This window comes from Comamonas granuli NBRC 101663 (assembly GCF_000739995.1).
Classification (GTDB): domain Bacteria; phylum Pseudomonadota; class Gammaproteobacteria; order Burkholderiales; family Burkholderiaceae_C; genus Simplicispira; species Simplicispira granuli.
Genome location: NZ_BBJX01000019.1, coordinates 1 through 18,927, shown reverse-complemented (window position 1 = coordinate 18,927; position 18,927 = coordinate 1). Strand labels below are relative to the sequence as shown.

Here is an 18,927-nt window from a genome sequence, read left to right as displayed (position 1 = left end):
GATGAACTTTGAACACACCGAAGACCGCCGCATGCTGGCGGACACCCTGAACCGCTTCGTGGCCGAACAGGTCGGCATCGAAACCCGCAACCGCGTCGCCTACGGCGACACCGGCATGGACGCCGCGCTGTGGGCGCAGTTCGCCGAGCTGGGCGCCATTGGCGCGCTGTTCCCTGAAGCCGATGGCGGCTTTGGCGGCGCGGGCTTTGACATCGCGGTCGTTTTCGAGGCCCTGGGCCGCGGCCTGGTGGTCGAGCCCTTCCTGGGCGCGCTGGTGGTGGGCCGGGCGCTGGGTGCTGCGGGCACCGCCGCGCAGAAGGAGCGCATCGCCGGCCTGATCGACGGCAGCACCGTGGCCGCGCTGGCGCACGATGAACCCGGATCGCACTATGCGCTCTCGCGCGTGGAGACCCGCGCCGTGCGCAATGGCGATGGCTGGCTGCTCACGGGCCAGAAGGCCGTGGTGGTGCAGGGTGATCAGGCGCAATTGCTGCTGGTGTCGGCCCGCACCTCGGGCGGGGTGGACAGCGAGGAGGGCATCTCGCTGTTCCTCGTGCCCGGCGATGGCGCGCGCCTGACGCGCCGGGGCTATGGCCGCATCGACGGCGGCCATGCCGCCGAGATCACCCTGAACAACGTGCAGGTGGGCCCGGAGGCCCTGCTGGGCGCGGAAGGCCAGGGCTTCGCCACGCTGGAGCGTGCGGTGGGCTGGGGCATCCTGGCCGTGTGCGCCGAGGCCCTGGGTGCCATGGAGGTGGCCAAGGCGAACACGCTCGAATACCTGCAGACGCGCAAGCAGTTCGGCGTGCCGATCGGGAGCTTCCAGGCCCTGCAGCACCGCATGGCCGACCTGCTGCTGGAAGTGGAGCAGGCGCGCTCGGCGGTCATCAACGCGGCGGCGGCCATCGACAGCACGGACCGCACCGAGCGCGAACGCGCGCTGTCGGCCGCCAAGGTCACCATCGGCCGCATCGGCGCCCTGGTGGCCGAGGAGAGCATCCAGTTGCACGGCGGCATCGGCATGACCTGGGAACTGCCCCTGTCGCACTACGCCAAGCGATTGGTCATGGTGGACCACCAGTTCGGCGACGAGGACCACCACCTGGCGCGCTTCATCGCGCTGGGGCGCGCGCATTGACACCCATAGCATCCAAGGAGACACCATGACCCCAGCCTTCATCTGCGACGCCATCCGCACCCCCATCGGCCGCTACGGCGGCGCGCTCTCCAGCGTGCGCACCGACGACCTCGCCGCCATCCCCCTGCGCGCCCTCATGGCGCGCAACCCCCATGTCGATTGGGAGGGCATCACCGACGTGCTCTACGGCTGCGCCAACCAGGCGGGCGAAGACAACCGCAATGTCGCCCACATGGCCAGCCTGCTCGCGGGCCTGCCGCTGGAAGTGCCCGGCGCCACCATCAACCGCCTGTGCGGCTCGGGCCTGGACGCCGTGGGCACGGCCGCGCGCGCCATCAAGGCCGGCGAAGCCGGCCTCATGATCGCCGGCGGCGTGGAAAGCATGAGCCGCGCCCCCTTCGTCATGCCCAAGGCGGAATCCGCCTTCTCGCGCGCCAACGCCGTGTATGACACGACCATCGGCTGGCGCTTCATCAACCAGCGGATGAAGGAAAAGTACGGCGTGGACTCCATGCCCGAGACCGCCGAGAACGTCGCCGTCGAATACAAGATCGAACGCGAAGCCCAGGACCGCATGGCCCTGTCCAGCCAGCTCAAGGCCGTCGCCGCACAGAAGGCCGGCCACCTGGCCCGTGAAATCACCCCCGTCACCATCCCCCAGAAGAAGGGTGACGCCATCGTCGTCAGCCAGGACGAACACCCGCGCGAGACCAGCCTCGAAGCCCTGGCCAAGCTCAAGGGCGTCGTGCGCCCGGACGGCAGCGTCACCGCCGGCAACGCCTCGGGCGTGAACGACGGCGCCTGCGCCCTGCTGCTGGCGAGCGAAGCCAGCGCCGCCCAGAACGGCTTGGTGCCGAAGGCGCGCATCGTCGGCATGGCCACGGCCGGTGTGGCCCCGCGCATCATGGGCATAGGCCCGGCGCCGGCCACGCAGAAAGTGCTGGCGCTCACCGGCCTGAGCCTGGAGCAGATCGACGTCATCGAACTCAACGAAGCCTTCGCCGCGCAGGGCCTGGCGGTGCTGCGCCTCTTGGGCCTGAAGGACGACGACGAACGCGTCAACGCCTGGGGCGGCGCCATCGCGCTGGGCCACCCGCTGGGAGCCTCGGGCGCGCGCCTGGCGACCACGGCGGTCAACCGCCTGCACGCCACGGGCGGGCGCTACGCGCTGTGCACCATGTGCATCGGCGTGGGGCAGGGCATTGCCGTCATCCTGGAGCGGGTGTGAGCAGCGCCATGACAAACGAAGAAATCCTCGCCCAGTTCGGTCCCCGCGAATCCATGGAATACGACGTGGTGATCGTCGGCGGCGGCCCCGGGGGCCTGGCCACGGCCATCCGCCTCAAGCAACTGGCTGCAGACAAAGGCCAGGACATCTCCGTCGTGGTGCTGGAGAAGGGCTCGACGCCGGGCGCGCACATCCTCTCGGGCGCCATCATGGACCCCAAGGCGCTCACCGAACTCATCCCCGACTGGAAGGAAAAGGGTGCCCCCCTGAACCAGCCGGTCACGGACGACGCCTACAGCTTCCTGAGCGAGCGCTCGGCCTTTCGCGTGCCCAACATGTTCCTGCCGCCGTTTGCGCACAACCACGGCAACTACATCGTCAGCCTGGGCGCCGTCACCCAATGGCTGGCCGAGCAGGCGGAAAGCCTGGGCGTGGAGATCTTCCCCGGCTTTGCCGCCGCCGAAGTGCTCTACACAGACGGCGCCGACAACGGGGGCGTGCCTGCGGTACGGGGCGTGGCCACCGGCAACATGGGCCTGGGCAAGGACGGCGAGCCCACCGAGAACTTCCAGCTCGGCATGGAGCTTCTGGGCAAGTACACCATCTTCGCCGAAGGCGCACGCGGCCACCTGGGCAAGCAGCTCATCGCCCAATACCAGCTCGACGCCGGGCGCGACCCGCAGAGCTTCGGCATCGGCATCAAGGAGCTGTGGGAGATCGACCCCGCCAAGCACCAGCCCGGTTTCGTCATGCACACCGCCGGCTGGCCCATGGAGAACGACACCTACGGCGGCGCCTTCCTCTACCACCTGGAGGGCAACAAGGTCGCCGTGGGCTTCGTCACCGGCCTGGGCTACACCAACCCCTACCTGAGCCCCTTCGAGGAATTCCAGCGCTGGAAGACCCACCCCAACATCCGCTGGTACTTCGAGAACGATAAAGGTGAAATCACCGCCAAGCGCCTGTCGTATGGCGCGCGCGCCATCAACGCCAGCGGCCTCAACTCCCTGCCCAAGACCGTGTTCCCGGGCGGCGCGCTCATCGGCTGCGACGCGGGCTACCTCAATGTGAGCCGCATCAAGGGCAGCCACGCCGCCATCAAGACCGGCATGCTCGCGGCCGAGGCGGCGTACGAGGCCGTCACCGCCGGGCGCCAGCACGATGAACTCAGCGCCTACCCCCAGGCCTTCGAGCAAAGCTGGCTCTACACCGAGCTCAACAAGGACCGCAACTTCAAGAACTGGTTCAAGTACGGTTTGAGCGTGGGCACGCTGATGAACGGCTTCGAGCAATTCGTGCTGCGCGGCCACATGCCCTGGACGCTGCACCGCGACAAGGCCGACCACGAGTACTTGAAGCCCGCCAGCCAGTGCCAGCCCATCGACTACCCCAAGCCCGACGGCAAGCTGACCTTCGACCGGCTCTCCAGCGTGTTCATCAGCAACACCAACCACGAGGAGAACCAGCCGGCGCACCTCACGCTCAAGGACGCCAGCGTGCCGGTGCGGATCAACCTGGCGCAGTACGCCGGCCCCGAGAGCCGCTACTGCCCGGCCGGGGTGTACGAGTTCGTGGGCGAAGGCGGCGACCAGCGCCTGCAGATCAACGCGCAGAACTGCGTGCACTGCAAGACCTGCGACATCAAGGACCCGACGCAGAACATCGTCTGGGTCACGCCCGAGGGCGGCGGCGGGCCGAACTATTCGGGCATGTGAGCCGCTCCTGAATACAGAGCTGCCGGCGCTCGCCCCGCAAGGGGGAGCGCCGGTTTTGATGCTGCAGTGGCGCAGGCGCCCAGGGCCGGGGCGGCGGCGATGCTGGCATAGTGGCGCAGCAGTGCAGGCGCCGGCGCGCCGGCCGGTTTGGTGAGGGGGACATCCATGGATCTCAACAGCGATCTGGGCGAGGGCTACGGGGCCTGGCGCATGGGCGACGACGCGGCCATGCTGGCCATCGTCACCAGCGCCAACGTGGCCTGCGGCTTCCACGCGGGCGATCCCGCGGGCATTCTGCAGACCCTGCGCGGCGCCGCCGCGCACGGCGTGGCCGTGGGCGCGCATGTCTCCTACCCCGACCTGGTGGGCTTTGGGCGGCGCCCCATGCAGCCGTCCAGCGCCGAGCTGGTGGCCGATGTGGTCTACCAGATCGGCGCGCTGCAAGGCCTGGCCCAGGCCGCGGGCACGCGGGTGCGCTACGTCAAGCCGCACGGCGCGCTGTACAACACCATCGCGCACGACGAGCGCCAGGGCAACGACGTGATCGCAGCCATGCTGGCCGTGGACCCCGGCCTCACGCTGCTGGCGCTGGCGGGCTCGCCGCTCATCGCACGCGCGCGCGAGCGCGGCCTCGCCGTGGTGGCCGAGGCCTTTGCTGACCGCGCGTACCACGACGACGGCACGCTGGTGCCGCGCCACCTGCCCGGCGCCGTGCTGCACGACGCCGACGCCGTGGCTCAGCGCATGCTCGGCTGGGTGCAGACGGGTGCCATCCCCTCCATCACCGGCCGCAGCGTGCGCGTGCAGGCCGATTCCATCTGCGTGCACGGCGACAGCCCCGGCGCGGTGGAGATGGCGCGGCGCCTGCGCCAGCGGCTCGTGCAGGCGGGCGTGGTGCTGCGGGCGTTCACGGCATGACGCCCGCCACGGCGCTGCCCAGCCCCCTGCTGCGCGTGCGGCCCGCGGGCAGCGAGGCCCTGCTCGCCGAGCTGCCCGACCTGGCCCACACCCTGGCCCTGCACCGCTGGCTGCAGGCCCAGAGCCTGCCGGGCGTGCGCGCGGTGGTGCCTGCGGCGCGCACCCTGCTGGTGGAGTTCGACGCGACGGCCGTGGCGCCGCACGCCCTGGCCGCGCAGCTGCATGCCTGCGCCGTGCAGATGCAAGCGCCGCAGGCCGCCCACCCCGAGGCGGCAGGCCGCCTGGTGGAAATACCGGTGCACTACACCGGCGCAGACCTGCCCGAGGTGGCCGAGCTTATGGGCGTGAGCGTGGCCGAAGTGATTGCCCGGCACACCGGCCAGCCCTGGCAGGCCGCGTTTGCCGGGTTTGCGCCGGGGTTTGTCTACCTGACCGGGGGGCACCCCAGCTTTGACTTGCCGCGCCGCAGCACGCCGCGCACGCGCGTGCCCGCGGGCGCAGTGGCGCTGGCGGGCGCGTTCAGCGCCGTCTACCCTGCGGCCAGCCCGGGCGGCTGGCAGCTCATTGGCGTGACCGAACTGCCCCTGTGGGACTTGCAGCGCCCCGAGCCCGCCTATGTGCAGCCGGGCTTTCGCGTGCAGTTCCGCGATGCCGGGGCGGCGCGCGTGCACCCCGGACCGCCCCGCACGGATTTGAAGCAAAAAACGCCTCCAGCGCCCGTGGATAAAGCGCAGGCAGCTATTGAAATCGTAGCTCCCGGGTTGCAAACCCTGGTGCAGGATGGCGGGCGCCACGGCATGGCGGCCATGGGGGTGTCCGCCTCGGGCGCGCTGGACCTGCCCGCCATGCGCCAGGCCAACCGCCGGGTGGGCAACCCCGCCGGCGCGCCGGTGCTGGAGAACCTGCTGGGCGGCCTGCAACTGCGCTGCCACGGCCGCGCCACGCTGGCCGTCAGCGGCGCGCCGGCGCCCCTCACGCTGCACGATGCCGCGGGCCGCGCCTGGCCGCTGCCCGGCCAGGGCTGCGTGGCGCTGGACGACGGCGACACCCTGCACCTGGGCGCCCCCGCCAGCGGCGTGCGCTGCTATGTGGCCGTGCGCGGTGGCTGGCAGGTGGAGCCGGTGCTGGGCAGTTGCGCCACCGACACGCTGGCGCATCTCGGTCCGCCTGCGCTGCAGGCCGGGCAGCGGCTGGCCGTGGGGCAGGCCGTGCCGGCCGGGCAACTGCAGGCCGTGCAGCCCGGGGTGCCGGAGCCGGCGCCCCTGCCGCGCGCTGGCGAGACCGTCACCCTCGATGTGCTGCTGGGCCCGCGCACCGACTGGTTCGCCCCCGAGGCCCTGGCGCTGCTCACCGGGCAGCCCTGGCAGGTCACCGCGCAATCGAACCGCGTGGGCCTGCGCCTGGCGGGCGCCCAGCCCCTGCCGCGCTGCCGCACGGACGAGCTGCCGAGCGAGGGCACCGTCACCGGCGCCCTCCAGGTGCCCGCCAGCGGCCAGCCCGTGCTGTTCCTGGCCGACCACCCGCTCACCGGCGGCTACCCCGTCATCGGCGCCGTCGCCCGCCACCACCTGGGCCTGGCGGCGCAGATACCGGTGGGCGCGCGCCTGCGCTTTCGCGTCATCGCGCCCTATTGGGAGGAGGTGTTCCCATGATCAGCAAGGTCTTGATTGCCAACCGCGGGGAGGTGGCGGTGCGCATCGCCCGCGCCTGCCGCGACTACGGCGTGCACAGCGTGGCCGTCTACGCCGACCCCGACGCCCAGGCCCTGCACGTGCAGGCCGCCGACGAGGCCTGGGCGCTGGAGGGCGAGCGCCCCGCAGACAGCTACCTGGACATGGCCAAGCTGCTGCACATCGCGCGGCGCAGCGGTGCCGATGCCGTGCACCCGGGCTACGGCTTTTTGTCCGAGCGCGCCGACTTTGCCCAGGCGGTGCTCGATGCCGGCCTGGTCTGGATCGGCCCGCCGCCTGCCGCCATGGCCGCCCTGGGGGACAAGGTGGCGGCGCGGCGTGTGGCGCTGCAGGTGGGTGCGCCCCTGGTGGCGGGCACGCCCGGCCCGGTGCAGGGGGTGGACGAGGTGCGGGCCTTTGCGCGCCGGCATGGCCTGCCCGTGGCCATCAAGGCGGCCCATGGCGGCGGCGGGCGCGGGCTGAAGGTGGCCTGGCACCTGGACGAGGTGGAGGAGCTGTACGCCTCGGCCGTGCGCGAGGCGCAGGCCGCGTTCGGGCGCGGGGAATGCTATGTGGAGCAATACCTGGACCGGCCGCGCCACATCGAGGCGCAAGTCCTGGCCGACCGGCAGGGCCAGGTGGTGGTGCTGGGCACGCGCGACTGCTCGCTGCAGCGGCGCCACCAGAAGCTGGTGGAAGAAGCGCCCGCGCCGTTCCTGAGCGAGGCGCAGCGCGCCCGCATCCACCAGGCGGCACGCGACATCTGCGCCGCCGCCGGCTACGTGGGCGCGGGCACGGTGGAGTTCTTGCTCGGCCGCAGCGGGCAGCTGTCGTTTCTGGAGGTGAACACCCGGCTGCAGGTGGAGCACCCGGTCACGGAGGAGACCAGCGGCGTGGACCTGGTGCTGGAGCAACTGCGCATGGCCGATGGCCTGGCGCTGCCGTTCACCGACACGCCGCCCGTGCGCGGCCACAGCATCGAGTTCCGCATCAACGCCGAAGACCCGGGGCGCGGCTACCTGCCCACGCCCGGGCGCATCACGCAGCTGGTGTGGCCCAGCGGCCCCGGCGTGCGCGTCGACAGCGGCGTGGCCGCAGGCAGCAGCGTGCCCGGCGCGTTCGATTCGCTGCTGGCCAAGGTCATCGTCACCGGCGCCACGCGCGCGCAGGCCCTGGCGCGCGCGCGCCGCGCGCTGGCCGAGTGCCAGGTCGAGGGCGTGGCCACGGTGCTGCCGTTTCACCGCGCGCTGCTGCAGGACGCGGCCTTCACTGCGCAGGATGGGCCGCTGGCCGTGCACACGCGCTGGATAGAAACCGAAATGGTCGCGCGCTTGGACAGCGCCGCGCGCCCCGGCCCTGAGGACGCCGCGCCCCTGCGGCGCTTCGATGTGGAGCTGGACGGCAAGCGCGTGCGCCTGGGCCTGCCGGCGCCGCTGTGGCAGGCGCTGCCCTGCGCGGCGGCTGCACCGCCGGGCGCCGCAGCGGCCCCCGCGCGGGCAGCGGCGGATACGGGCCCGGGGGCTGGCGAGCTGCGCGCCCCGCTGGCGGGCAGCCTGGTCGCCTGGCGCCGCCGCAGCGGCGATGCCGTGCAGGCGGGCGAGGCCGTCGCCGTGCTGGAGGCCATGAAGATGGAAACCACCGTCACGACGCCGCAGGCCGGCACCTTGGAGTGCCTGGTGGATGCGGGCGCGCCGCTGGCCGCGGGGCAATTGCTGGCGCGCGTGCGCTGAGCAGCGGCTCCAGGGGGCGCGCCACCGCAGGGACGCGTACCGCACCGCCCTAGGGTTTGTACGCTTGTACAAGGCTATTGAACAACTGTTCAATGCGCCCATGCCTGCCGCCCTGGTCCGCCCCGCCCACGCTCCTGCCGCGCAGGACGATGGCGCGCGCCCGGACCGCAAGGCCGCCATTCTGCTGGCGGCGGAGAGGCTGTTTGCCCAGCATGGCTACCACGCCGTGTCCATTCGCCAGATCGCCGCCGAAGCCGGCGTGCCGCTGGCCCTGGTGGGCTACTACTACGGCGCCAAGCACGAGCTGTTCCACGCCATCTTCGCGCACTGGCGCCCGACCATCGAGCAGCGCCTGGCGCTGCTGCACGAGGCCCTGGCGGGCAGTGCCCCGCCCCCGCTGCGCCGCGTGGTGCAGGCCTTTGTGGCGCCGGTGCTGGCGCTGCGCGCGAGCGGCGAGGGCGAGTACTACGCCATGCTCGTGGCGCGCGAGCTGGCCTACCGCACGCCCGACACCGACCGCGTGCTCGCCGAGATGTTCGACCCCATGGCGCACGCCTTCATCGACGCCCTGCACCAGTTGCACCCGCACTGGCCGCGCGCGCGCGCCGCCTGGGCCTACCAGTTCGCCATGGGCGCCTTGCTGCACCACCTGGTGGACTACCGCGTCGAGCGCCTCTCGCAGGGACAGAACCAGCCCAACGAGGCCGCGGCCGAGCCGCTGCTCATCGACTTCATCACCGCCGGCATCCAGGCCGTGCTGCCGCCCACCCCCTCACCCTTACAGGAGATCGCACCATGTTGATGACCCGCCGCCTGATCGCCAGCGCCGCGCTGCTGGCCGCTGCCGGGGCCCTTGCGCCCGCCCACGCGCAGCAGACCATCCGCCTCACGGCTGCGGCCGGGCACCCGCCGGTGTTCCTGTGGGTCAAGCTGGTCGACGAGTTCTTCATCCCCGAGGTGGACAAGCGCCTGGCTGCGGCCGGCGGCAAGCACAAGGTCGAATGGACGCGCGCCTGGGGCGGCACCCTGATCAAGCTGGGCGCCGAGTCCAAGGGCATCGGCGACGGCGTGGCCGACCTGGGCTTCGTGAGCACCATCTTCGAGGCCGCCAAGTTCCCCACGCAGAACGTGAGCTACTACGCGCCCTTCGGCACCGACGACATCGGCGCCGTCACGCGCGTGGTCAACGAGATGCAGACCAGCATTCCCGCCATGGGCCAGGCCTGGAGCAAGAGCGGCCTGGTGTACCTGGGCGGCGCGGCGCTCGACGCCTACCACATCTGGACGAGCTTCCCCCTCAAGTCGGTGGACGACCTCAAGGGCAAGAAGATCACCGCCCCCGGCCCCGCGGCCAACTGGATCCGGGACACGGGCGCCGTCGCCGTGGCGGGCAACCTCAACACCTACTACGAGGACATCAAGTCCGGCGTGTCCAACGGCGTCATCACCTTTGCCACGGGCGCCTGGGGCGCCAAGGTGCACGAGGTCGCGCCCTACGTCACCAAGGTCAACTTCGGCGCGCAGTACGCGGGGGGGCTGGCCATCAACAGGGCGCGCTTCGACAAGCTGCCGCCCGAGGTGCAGAAGGTGATGCGCGAAGTGGGCGCCGAGTACAGCCAGCGCTTTGCCGCCGCGCAGTCCGCCGCCGCCGCCGGGCTGCTCAAGAAGATGGAGGAGGCCGGCGCCAAGGTCAGCGAGCTGAGCCCTGCCGAGCGCACGCGCTGGGCCGACACGCTGCCGCCCATCGCCAAGACCTGGGCCGCCGACCTGCAGGCCAAGGGACTGCCGGGCGACCAGGTGCTGCATGGCTTCATGAACGGGCTCAGGAAGGCCGGCGCGCAGCCGGCGCGCGACTGGGCGGCCCGGTAAGCGCGCACCCATGTCGGCACCCACCCCGCCCATGGCGCCTGGCGCGGCGCCCCCGGACTCCTATCGCCTGCCGCTGCCCGGCGGCTTTGCGCGCCTGACGCAGGCGCTCAACGCCCTGGGCACGCTGTGGATCGTGGCGCTCATGCTGCTCATCAACACCGACGTGCTGGGCCGCGAGCTGTTCAACCACCCCGTGCGCGGCGTCACCGAGCTGGTGTCGCTGTCCATCGTGGGCATCGTCTTCCTGCAGTTGGCCGACACCCTGGCGGCCGGGCGCATGACGCGCGCCGACGTGCTGCTCGACCGGCTCAAGCGCACCACGCCCTGGCTGGCGGCGCTCCTGCAGGCGCTCTACCACCTGGCGGGCGCGCTGCTCATGGCCGTGATCCTGTGGGCGGCGTGGGAGCCGCTGGTGGAATCCATCCGCATCCAGGAATACGTGGGCGCTTTGGGCGACTTCACCGCGCCCGTGTGGCCGGTGCGCCTGATCATGCTGGTGGGCATGGTGGTCACGCTCCTCACCTTCGTGTTGCTCGCCTGGCTGGACCTGCGCCGCCTGCAGGCGCTGCGCAGGAGGACCGCATGAGCGCCATCCTGGTCGCCAGCCTGTCGCTGCTGCTGATGCTGGCCCTGATCTGGGCGGGCATGCACGTGGCCGTGGTGCTGGGCGTGGTGTCCTTCGTGGGCGTGTGGCTGATCCGCGGCGACATGGGCGTGGCCGCCAGCCTGCTGGCCCAGGCCAGCCAGGACGCCATTGCCAGCCACATCTTCGGCGTGGTGCCGCTGTTCGTGCTCACGGGCTTTCTGGTGGCGCGCGCCGACGTGGGCAAGGACGCCTTCGAGGTCGCGCACCAGCTCCTGCGCCGCGTGCGCGGCGGGCTGGGCATTGCCACGGTGGCCTCGAACGCGGTGTTCGCGGCCATCACGGGCATCTCCATCGCCTCGGCAGCCGTGTTCACGCGCGTGGCCGTGCCCGAGATGCTGCGCTTTGGCTACCAGCCGCGCTTTGCCGCGGGCGTGGTGGCGGGCTCCTCGGTGCTGGGCATGCTCATCCCGCCCAGCCTGCTGATGATTCTGTACGGCTTCCTGGCCAACCAGTCGGTGGGCGACCTGTTCACCGCCGGCATCGTGCCCGGCCTGGTGCTGGCGCTGGCGTATTCCATCGGCATCGTGTGCATGGCCACGCTGTGGCCGCACACGGTGTACCTGGGCGGCCAGGCGCAGCCGGTGACGCAGGCGCAGTTGCTGCCCTGGGGCACGCTCGTGCTCAAGCTGCTGCCCAGCGTGCTGCTCATCGCCGCAGTGCTGGGCGGGCTGTATGCGGGCTTTTTCACGGCCACCGAGGCCGGGGCCACGGGCGCGGCGATCGCGCTGGCCATCGCCCTGGTGCGGCGCAAGCTCGACCTGCGGTCGCTGTGGAGCGTGCTGACCGAGACCGGCCATGTCACCGTGTCGGTGAGCTTTCTCATCATCTGCGCGACCATCTACACGCGCATGCTGGCCATGTCGGGCATGCCGCAGTTCCTGGTGGAGTCCCTGACGCAGCTGGGCCTGGGGCCGACGGGCTTTCTGCTGGTCTACATCGCCTTCATCATCGTTCTGGGCATGATCATCGACTCCTCGTCCATCCTGCTCATCGTGCTGCCGCTCATGCTGCCGATTGCCGAGCAGTTCGGCATGAACCTGATCTGGTTCGGCGTGGTCACCGTGGTGGCGGTGGAGATCGGCCTGCTCACGCCGCCCTTCGGCCTGTCGGTGTACGTGATCAAGAGCACCCTGCAGGACCCGCGCATCACGCTGGGCGACATCTTCCGCGGCACCATGCCCTTCACCGTCATGATGCTGGCCGTGCTGCTGCTGCTCATCTTCGTGCCGCAGCTCAGCCTGGTGCTGCTCAGAACCCCCGGAGGCTGACGCCATGCATTCCAACCCCCTGTCCGGCTTCACCGTGGACCGCGCGCAGATCCGCACCATAGGCCACGACCTGCAGCGCCCCGAGTGCATCCTGGCCGAGCCCGACGGCACGCTGTGGTCGGCCGATGCGCGCGGCGGCGTGGTGCGCATCGCCGCCGACGGCAGCCAGCGCTTCATCGGCCAGCGGGCCGATGCGCGCTTCGCCCAGGCGGGCGGCGCCAGCAGCGCGGCGCTGGAGCACAAGTACACCACCGGCACGCTGCCCAACGGCCTGGCCTTTGCCGCCCATGGCGACATCCTCATCGCCAACTTCGGCACCGACTGCCTGGAGCTCATGGACCGCGACGGCCACACGCGCGTGCTGCACGAGCGCATCGACGGCCAGCCCATCGGCAAGGTCAACTTCGTGCTGCGCGACCGCAAGGACCGCATCTGGATCACCGTCTCCACGCGCGTCAACCCCTGGACGCAGGCGGCCAGCTCGCGCGTGTGCGACGGCTACATCGCCGTGCTCGACGCGCATGGCCTGCGCGTGGTCGCCGACGGCTTTCACTTCACCAACGAGATCCGCCTCGATGCGCGCGAAGAGTGGCTCTACATCGTCGAGACCACGGGCCCGCACATCACGCGCATGCGCCTGGCCGAGAGCGCGCAGGGCGTGGCCCTGACCGAGCGCGAGGTCTTCGGGCCCACGCACCTGGGCGGCTTTCCCGATGGCATTGCCTTCGACAGCCACGGCAACCTGTGGTGCACCCTGGTCATGGTGGACCAGCTCATCGCGCTCACGCCCCAGGGCGACAAGCAGGTGCTGCTCGACGACGGCAACAGCGCTGCCACGCAGCGGCTGCTCGACCACTTCGCCCTGGGCTGCCTCACGGCCGAAGACATGCTGCAGGCCCGCGGCACGCTGGCGCCCTGGATGGCCAGCGTGACCTTCGGCGGGCCCGATCTGCGCACCGTCTACCTGGGCAGCCTCATGGGCAGCACCATCCCGTATTTCCGCGCCCCGCTGGCCGGCCTGCCCATGGTCCACTGGACCTGAACCCCCAAGGAGTCATCCCATGCCCCGCCGTTTCGTCGATCTGTCGATCTACCTGGAGAACGACGTCATCTCCGACCCGCCGGCCTTTGCGCCCAAGATCCAGTACTTCAACCACCAGAACTCCTTCGAGCAGATGGCGCCGTTCTTTCCGGGCCTGCAGCAGTCGGACCTGCCCGACGGCGAGGTCTGGGCCGTGGAGATGGTGCAGCTCTCCACGCACAACGGCACGCACCTGGACGCGCCCTACCACTTCCACAGCACCATGGACAAGGCGCTGGGCGACAAGAAGCCCGCCTGGACCATCGACGAGGTGCCGCTGGAGTGGTGCTTCCAGCCCGGCGTGAAGCTGGACTTCCGCCACCTGGCCGACGGCTACGTGGTCACCGCCGCCGACGTCGAGGCCGAGCTCGCGCGCATCGGCCACACCCTGCAGCCCCTGGAGATCGTGGTCGTCAACACGCGCGCGGGCAGCCGCTACGGCCACAGCGACTACGTGAGCGCAGGCTGCGGCATGGGCTACGAGGCCACCATGTACCTGCTCGAGCGCGGTGTGCGCCTGACCGGCACCGACGCCTGGAGCTGGGACGCGCCCTTCGTGCACACCGCGCAGAGGTACGCCCAGACGCACGACGCCGGCCTGATCTGGGAGGGCCACAAGGCGGGCCGCGACATCGGCTACTGCCACCTGGAGAAGCTGCACAACCTGGAGGCGCTGCCGCCCACCGGCTTCACCATCTCCTGCTTCCCGCACAAGATCCGCGGCGCCTCCGCCGGGTGGACGCGGGCCGTCGCCATCTTCGACGAGGAGGCGCCGGCCACCGGCGGCTGAATTTCAGGAAAAAAGGGCTGCAGGGCTTACCTGTCAAGCGCAACCAGCTATATAAACAGGAGCAAAAATGCCACTGGACCATACCCACGACCCGCAGGCCCGCAGCTGGCTGGCCGCCGCCCAGGCCGAGGGCTGCGACTTCCCCCTGCAGAACCTGCCCTTTGCCGTGCTGCGCCGCCGGGGCAGCAGCGAGGCCTTTCGCGGCGCCGTGGCCATTGGCGACCAGGCGCTGGACCTGGCTGCCCTGGCCACCACGGGCGCGGTGACCGGCGCGGCGCGCGCCGCGCTGCGCCTGGCCGCCGAGCCCACGCTCAACGGCTTCATGGCCGCCGGGCCCGCCGTGTGGCGCGGCCTGCGCCGCGCCCTGTTCGGCTTGCTGCGCGAGGGCGCGCCCTTCGAGGCCGCGGTGCGCGCCTGCCTCATCCCGCTGGACGCGGTGGAGTACCAGCTCCCGGCGCAGATCGGCGACTACACCGACTTCTACACCTCGCTGGACCACGCGCAGAACTGCATCCGCATCCTGCTGCCCCAGGGCGAGGTGACGCCCAACTTCCGCTGGCTGCCCCAGGCCTACCACGGGCGCGCCTCCACCGTGGGCGTGAGCGGGCAGCGCTTTGCCCGCCCGCTGGGCCAGCGCCTGCCGCCCGGCGCGAGCGCGCCGGTGTTCGCCCCCTGCGCAGCCATGGACTACGAGTGCGAGCTGGGCTGGTGGGTCGGGCCGGGCAATGCCGCGGGCGAGCCCATCGCCATCGCCCAGGCCGAGGAACACCTGTTCGGCGCCTGCCTGCTCAACGACTGGTCGGCGCGCGACCTCCAGGCCTGGGAGATGGCGCCGCTCGGGCCTTTCCACGCCAAGAACTTCGCCACCACCGTCTCGCCCTGGATCGTCACGCTCGACGCCCTGGAGCCCTTTCGCACCGCCTGGACGCGCCCGGCCGAGCACCCCCAGCCGCTGCCCTACCTGGAGCTGGGCGCGCAGCGTGCGCGCGGCGCCTTCGACATCCGCGTCGAGGTGTGGCTGCACAGTGCGCAGGCACAGCAGGCCGGGCGCGGCCCGGTGCGCCTGTCGGGCACGAGCTTCCGGCACCAGTACTGGAGCCCGGCGCAAATGCTGGCCCACCACACGGCCGGCGGCTGCAGCATGCACGCGGGCGACCTGCTGGGCAGCGGCACCATCTCGGGCCCCGGCCCGGGCGAGGCCGGCGCGCTCATCGAGCTGGCGCACGGCGGCCAGCAGCCGGTGGACCTGGGCCACGGCGAGCAGCGCGGCTTTCTGCAGGACGGCGACACCGTCATCCTGCGCGGCTGGTGCGAGGCGCCGGGGGCCGTGCGCATCGGCCTGGGCGAGTGCCGCGGCACGGTGCTGCCGGCGCGCGCCTGACCCGGCCGGGGCCGCACGCCGGATACTGCACGCACGCAGCGCTGCTGCGCCACACCACATCGGACGCGCCCGCTCCAGCCCCAGGAGCCGGCGCATGCCACAGCAGGAGAGGCAACCATGACATGGACGCAGGAGGAAGCCGCCCTCGAAGACGGCTGGGTGCGCTGGCGCCACGACTTCCACCGCTACCCCGAAACCGGGTTCAACGAGCAGCGCACGGCCCGGCAGGTGGCCCAGGTGCTGCAGGCCCTGGGCCTGGAGGTGCACGGCGGCATCGGCGGCACGGGCGTGGTGGCCAGCCTCACGGTGGGGCAGGGGGCGGGCGTGATCGGCCTGCGCGCCGACATGGACGCCCTGGCCCTGGCCGAGGCCGCCCCCGGCCGGGCCTGGGCCTCGCAGCATGCGGGCTGCATGCACGCCTGCGGCCACGACGGGCACATGGCCATGCTGCTGGGCGCGGCGCAGTTGCTGGCGCGGCGGCGCGACTTCGACGGCACGGTGCGCTTCATCTTCCAGCCCGCGGAGGAGCACGGCCGGGGCGCATCCGCCATGCTGGCCGATGGCCTGCTCGAGCGCTTTCCCATGGACGAGATCTACGGCCTGCACAACATCCCGGGCATGCCTGCGGGCCACATCGCCACGCGCGCGGGCGGCATCATGGCGAGCGAGGACAACTTCGCCATCCGCATCACCGGCCGCGGCGGCCACGCCGCGCGGCCGCACATGGCGGTCGATCCGCTGGTCATCGGCGCGGAAATCGTGCTGGCGCTGCAGACCATCGTGGCGCGCGCGCTCGATCCGCAGCAGCCGGCCGTGGTCTCGTGCACCGAGTTCATCACCGACGGCATCCGCAACGCCATTCCCACCGAGGTGCTCATCAAGGGCGACACGCGCAGCTACGCCCCCGAAGTACAGGCGCTGCTGCAGGCGCGCATGCGTGCGCTGTGCGAGGGCATCGCCGGCGCGCACGGGGCGCAGTGCAGCGTGGAGTACACGCACGAATTCGCCCCCACCGTGAACTGGCCGCAGTGCGTGGACGTGGCCGTGCGCGCCGCGCAGGCCGTGGTGGGCGCCGACCGCGTGGACGCCGCCACCCCGCCCATGATGATCTCGGAAGACTTCGGCCGCTTCCTGCAGGCCATTCCCGGCGCCTTCGTGTTCCTCGGCAACGGCGCGGGCACGGAGGCGGGCAGCGTGCCGCTGCACAACGCGCGCTACGACTTCAACGACCAGATCCTGCCCGTGGGTGCGCGCTACTTTGCCGAGCTGGCGCGCACGCGTCTGCCCCGCTTGGCGGCTTGATGGCGCCTGGCCGGCGGCGCAGCCGCCATGGCAGGGCCGCCCGCGCGCCAGGGGCAGGCTCAGTCGTCGATGGAGGCGCTCCAGCGGCTGCCCCAGTCGCGTGCGCGGTCGATGTGGCGGCGGTCGCGCTTGGTCGGCCGGCCTTCGGGCAGCGCAGCGGCCGGCTCGGGGGCCAGGCGGCGCATTTCCTGGGCCTGGGCGCGTGCCGCCAGGCTATCGGCGGTCTCCTCGTAGAGCTGCTGGGCCACCGGCGCCGGGCCGCGCTGGGCGCTGAGCGCGCGCACCACCACGGTGCGCTGCACAGAGCCCTGGCGCAGGGTCACGGTGTCGCCGGGGCGCACCTCGCGCGCGGGCTTGGCCGGCTGGCCATTGATGCCCACGCGCCCCTTGCCGATCTCCTCGGCGGCGAGCGTGCGCGTCTTGTAAAAGCGTGCGCACCACAGCCATTTGTCGATGCGCATGGAATCCGGCGGAGTCATGGCCGGCATTGTGCCGCGCGCGCGCCGCTGGCGCTACCATCGCCATCCATGCCAGACGCCACCGCCTCCATCCCCACACTGCCGCTGGATGCGCAAGGCATCCTCGAACTGGCGGCGCGCTCGATGTTCCAGCTCTTCTCCAGCGTCAGCCAGGGCATGTTCCTGGTGGATCTGAGCGGGCGCATCGTCTGGGTGAACGAGGGCTACCAGCGCTTCTTCCCCGACCTGGGCATCGCCTCGCTGGACGACTTCGTCGGCCGCACGGTCGAAGAGGTCATCCCCAACACGCAGATGCGCCGCGTGCTCGAGACGGGCAAGCCCGAACTCATCGACCTGCTCACCAACCGGGCCGGCACCTTCGTGGTCAGCCGCATTCCGCTGTACGACGAGGCCGGCGCGGTCATGGGGGCGATTGGCATCGTGTTCTTCGACCACCCGGAGACCACGCTGCAGCCGCTGATCAGCAAGTTCGCCCTGCTGCAGCGTGACCTGGACGACGCCCGGCGCGAGCTGGCCGCGCAGCGCAGCCAGCAGTTGCGCGGCGCGGGCGACCGGCGCAGCAAGTACACCTTTGCCAGCTTCGTGGGCTCCAGCCCCGCCGCCGGCGAGGTCAAGCGCCAGGCGCGGCGCGCGGCGCTCTCCAGCAGCCCGGTGCTGCTGCTGGGCGAGACGGGCACGGGCAAGGAGCTGCTGGCGCATGCCATCCACGCCGCCTCCAGCCGCGCCAACGGCCCGTTCGTGGGCGTGAACATTGCCGCCGTGCCCGACACCCTGCTGGAGGCCGAGTTCTTCGGCGTGGCCCCGGGCGCCTACACGGGCGCCGACCGCAAGGGGCGCGACGGCAAGTTCAAGCTCGCCGACGGCGGCACCCTGTTCCTGGACGAAATCGGCGACATGCCCGCCAGCCTGCAGGCCAAGCTCTTGCGCGCCCTGCAGGAGGGCGAGATCGAGCCGCTGGGCAGCAACCAGCTCGTGCCCTTTGACGTGCGCGTGGTCGCCGCCACCAGCCGCGACCTGCTGCACATGGTGCGCGAGGGGCGCTTTCGCGAAGACCTGTTCTACCGCCTGCATGTGCTGCCCATCCGCGTGCCGCCGCTGCGCGAGCGGCCCAGCGACATCCCGGCGCTGGTCGAGGTGCTGGGCGAGGACCTGGCCCTGCGCAACGGCACGCCCCCGCCCGAGCTGCTGCCCGAGGCCCTGGCCCTGCTGGCCGCCCAGCCCTGGCGCGGCAACATCCGCGAGCTGCGCAACGTGCTGGAGCAGGCAGCCATGCGCAGCGACACGCAGACCATCAACGCCGAGCAGTTGCGCGCCATTCTGCGCGAGGCCGGCGAAGAGCCCGCCCCCCCCATGGACCAGGCCGCCCTGGCCGGCGGCCCGCCAGCGCCCGACCTGTTGCTGCGCCCCCTGGCGGTGCAGGTGGCCGAGCTCGAGCGCCGGGCCATTGCCGCATCGCTCGCGGCCAACGGCGGCAACAAGCTGGCCACGGCCCGCCAGTTGGGCATCTCGCGCGCCACGCTCTATGGCAGGCTGGAAAACCCTGACAAATAAGCAGACAACTGTCTGCGATTCAGCCAGCGCGTCTGGCTGAACGGCGGACAGGGGCGGCGCCCGCACCGGCGCGCCGCAGCACGCGCAGGCCGTGGCCGCGCCAGGGCAGGGGGCTGGCACGAATGCTGCACTACCCGGCCACCTGCCCCTGCGAGACCCCG

Annotated in this window: 16 protein-coding genes; 15 read left to right on the top strand and 1 reads right to left on the bottom strand. The window is 71.6% G+C overall.

All coding sequences use genetic code 11. From position 1 onward, the window contains the following. The first annotated feature begins 1 nt into the window (after position 1). From CGR01S_RS15005 to CGR01S_RS14940, 14 genes are all read left to right on the top strand, one after another. The gene (locus CGR01S_RS15005) at positions 2–1,138 is read left to right on the top strand and encodes an acyl-CoA dehydrogenase family protein (protein ID WP_042429078.1); all 1,137 of its coding nucleotides are present in this window, start codon (positions 2–4) and stop codon (positions 1,136–1,138) included. A 25-nt stretch (positions 1,139–1,163) separates the two neighbouring features. Beyond that, positions 1,164–2,366 carry a 3-oxoadipyl-CoA thiolase gene (pcaF, locus tag CGR01S_RS15000; RefSeq protein ID WP_042429075.1) on the top strand — a complete coding sequence of 401 codons (1,203 nt, stop codon included), beginning with the start codon at positions 1,164–1,166 and terminating at the stop codon, positions 2,364–2,366. A gap of 8 nt (positions 2,367–2,374) precedes the next feature. Continuing rightward, entirely contained in the window at positions 2,375–4,081 is a 1,707-nt protein-coding gene (locus CGR01S_RS14995) for an electron transfer flavoprotein-ubiquinone oxidoreductase (RefSeq protein ID WP_042429162.1), read from the top strand. Between the two features lie 165 nt (positions 4,082–4,246). Next, positions 4,247–4,999 carry a LamB/YcsF family protein gene (locus CGR01S_RS14990; protein ID WP_042429072.1) on the top strand — a complete coding sequence of 251 codons (753 nt, stop codon included), beginning with the start codon at positions 4,247–4,249 and terminating at the stop codon, positions 4,997–4,999. Continuing rightward, entirely contained in the window at positions 4,996–6,651 is a 1,656-nt protein-coding gene (locus CGR01S_RS14985) for a 5-oxoprolinase subunit B/C family protein (RefSeq protein ID WP_042429068.1), read from the top strand. Before CGR01S_RS14990 ends, CGR01S_RS14985 begins: the two co-directional genes overlap by 4 nt. Beyond that, positions 6,651–8,399 (top strand): ATP-binding protein, encoded by a 1,749-nt coding sequence (locus CGR01S_RS14980; RefSeq protein WP_156967593.1) that lies wholly within the window; start codon positions 6,651–6,653, stop codon positions 8,397–8,399. Before CGR01S_RS14985 ends, CGR01S_RS14980 begins: the two co-directional genes overlap by 1 nt. Before the next feature lie 100 nt (positions 8,400–8,499). Then, positions 8,500–9,201 (top strand): TetR/AcrR family transcriptional regulator, encoded by a 702-nt coding sequence (locus tag CGR01S_RS14975; protein ID WP_042429159.1) that lies wholly within the window; start codon positions 8,500–8,502, stop codon positions 9,199–9,201. Further along, complete coding sequence (locus CGR01S_RS14970) at positions 9,195–10,268, top strand: C4-dicarboxylate TRAP transporter substrate-binding protein (RefSeq protein ID WP_042429062.1); 1,074 nt, start codon at positions 9,195–9,197, stop codon at positions 10,266–10,268. The genes CGR01S_RS14975 and CGR01S_RS14970 overlap by 7 nt, the downstream gene beginning before the upstream one ends. A gap of 10 nt (positions 10,269–10,278) precedes the next feature. After that, positions 10,279–10,854 (top strand): TRAP transporter small permease subunit, encoded by a 576-nt coding sequence (locus CGR01S_RS14965; RefSeq protein WP_084690738.1) that lies wholly within the window; start codon positions 10,279–10,281, stop codon positions 10,852–10,854. Further along, positions 10,851–12,182, top strand: coding sequence for a TRAP transporter large permease (locus tag CGR01S_RS14960; RefSeq protein WP_042429059.1), 1,332 nt, complete (start codon positions 10,851–10,853; stop codon positions 12,180–12,182). Before CGR01S_RS14965 ends, CGR01S_RS14960 begins: the two co-directional genes overlap by 4 nt. 4 nt (positions 12,183–12,186) lie before the next feature. Next, positions 12,187–13,224 carry an SMP-30/gluconolactonase/LRE family protein gene (locus tag CGR01S_RS14955; RefSeq protein WP_042429056.1) on the top strand — a complete coding sequence of 346 codons (1,038 nt, stop codon included), beginning with the start codon at positions 12,187–12,189 and terminating at the stop codon, positions 13,222–13,224. A 19-nt stretch (positions 13,225–13,243) separates the two neighbouring features. Continuing rightward, positions 13,244–14,053: a cyclase family protein gene (locus CGR01S_RS14950; protein ID WP_042429053.1), complete on the top strand. Its 810-nt coding sequence runs from the start codon at positions 13,244–13,246 to the stop codon at positions 14,051–14,053. 67 nt (positions 14,054–14,120) lie between these two features. Continuing rightward, complete coding sequence (gene fahA / locus CGR01S_RS14945) at positions 14,121–15,434, top strand: fumarylacetoacetase (RefSeq protein ID WP_042429050.1); 1,314 nt, start codon at positions 14,121–14,123, stop codon at positions 15,432–15,434. Between the two features lie 117 nt (positions 15,435–15,551). Continuing rightward, positions 15,552–16,736: a M20 aminoacylase family protein gene (locus CGR01S_RS14940; RefSeq protein WP_042429047.1), complete on the top strand. Its 1,185-nt coding sequence runs from the start codon at positions 15,552–15,554 to the stop codon at positions 16,734–16,736. A 59-nt stretch (positions 16,737–16,795) separates the two neighbouring features. Here CGR01S_RS14940 and CGR01S_RS14935 read toward each other — a convergent pair whose 3' ends face one another. Further along, on the bottom strand, positions 16,796–17,215 hold the full coding sequence (locus tag CGR01S_RS14935) for an RNA-binding S4 domain-containing protein (RefSeq protein ID WP_042429044.1): 420 nt from the start codon (positions 17,213–17,215) through the stop codon (positions 16,796–16,798). Between the two features lie 48 nt (positions 17,216–17,263). Here CGR01S_RS14935 and CGR01S_RS14930 point away from each other — a divergent pair, with 48 nt between their 5' ends. Beyond that, a complete protein-coding gene (locus tag CGR01S_RS14930) occupies positions 17,264–18,766 on the top strand; it encodes a sigma-54 interaction domain-containing protein (RefSeq protein WP_042429041.1) in 1,503 nt (500 codons plus the stop codon). The last annotated feature ends 161 nt before the right edge of the window (positions 18,767–18,927 follow it).

Coding starts and splice junctions, on each gene's coding strand:
- CGR01S_RS14930 (WP_042429041.1), top strand. CDS start 17,264: ATGCCAGACGCCACCGCCTCCATCCCCACACTGCCGCTGGATGCGCAA.
- fahA (WP_042429050.1), top strand. CDS start 14,121: ATGCCACTGGACCATACCCACGACCCGCAGGCCCGCAGCTGGCTGGCC.
- CGR01S_RS15005 (WP_042429078.1), top strand. CDS start 2: ATGAACTTTGAACACACCGAAGACCGCCGCATGCTGGCGGACACCCTG.
- CGR01S_RS14940 (WP_042429047.1), top strand. CDS start 15,552: ATGACATGGACGCAGGAGGAAGCCGCCCTCGAAGACGGCTGGGTGCGC.
- CGR01S_RS14950 (WP_042429053.1), top strand. CDS start 13,244: ATGCCCCGCCGTTTCGTCGATCTGTCGATCTACCTGGAGAACGACGTC.
- CGR01S_RS14965 (WP_084690738.1), top strand. CDS start 10,279: ATGTCGGCACCCACCCCGCCCATGGCGCCTGGCGCGGCGCCCCCGGAC.
- pcaF (WP_042429075.1), top strand. CDS start 1,164: ATGACCCCAGCCTTCATCTGCGACGCCATCCGCACCCCCATCGGCCGC.
- CGR01S_RS14935 (WP_042429044.1), bottom strand. CDS start 17,215: ATGACTCCGCCGGATTCCATGCGCATCGACAAATGGCTGTGGTGCGCA.
- CGR01S_RS14990 (WP_042429072.1), top strand. CDS start 4,247: ATGGATCTCAACAGCGATCTGGGCGAGGGCTACGGGGCCTGGCGCATG.
- CGR01S_RS14975 (WP_042429159.1), top strand. CDS start 8,500: ATGCCTGCCGCCCTGGTCCGCCCCGCCCACGCTCCTGCCGCGCAGGAC.
- CGR01S_RS14955 (WP_042429056.1), top strand. CDS start 12,187: ATGCATTCCAACCCCCTGTCCGGCTTCACCGTGGACCGCGCGCAGATC.
- CGR01S_RS14985 (WP_042429068.1), top strand. CDS start 4,996: ATGACGCCCGCCACGGCGCTGCCCAGCCCCCTGCTGCGCGTGCGGCCC.
- CGR01S_RS14960 (WP_042429059.1), top strand. CDS start 10,851: ATGAGCGCCATCCTGGTCGCCAGCCTGTCGCTGCTGCTGATGCTGGCC.
- CGR01S_RS14970 (WP_042429062.1), top strand. CDS start 9,195: ATGTTGATGACCCGCCGCCTGATCGCCAGCGCCGCGCTGCTGGCCGCT.
- CGR01S_RS14995 (WP_042429162.1), top strand. CDS start 2,375: ATGACAAACGAAGAAATCCTCGCCCAGTTCGGTCCCCGCGAATCCATG.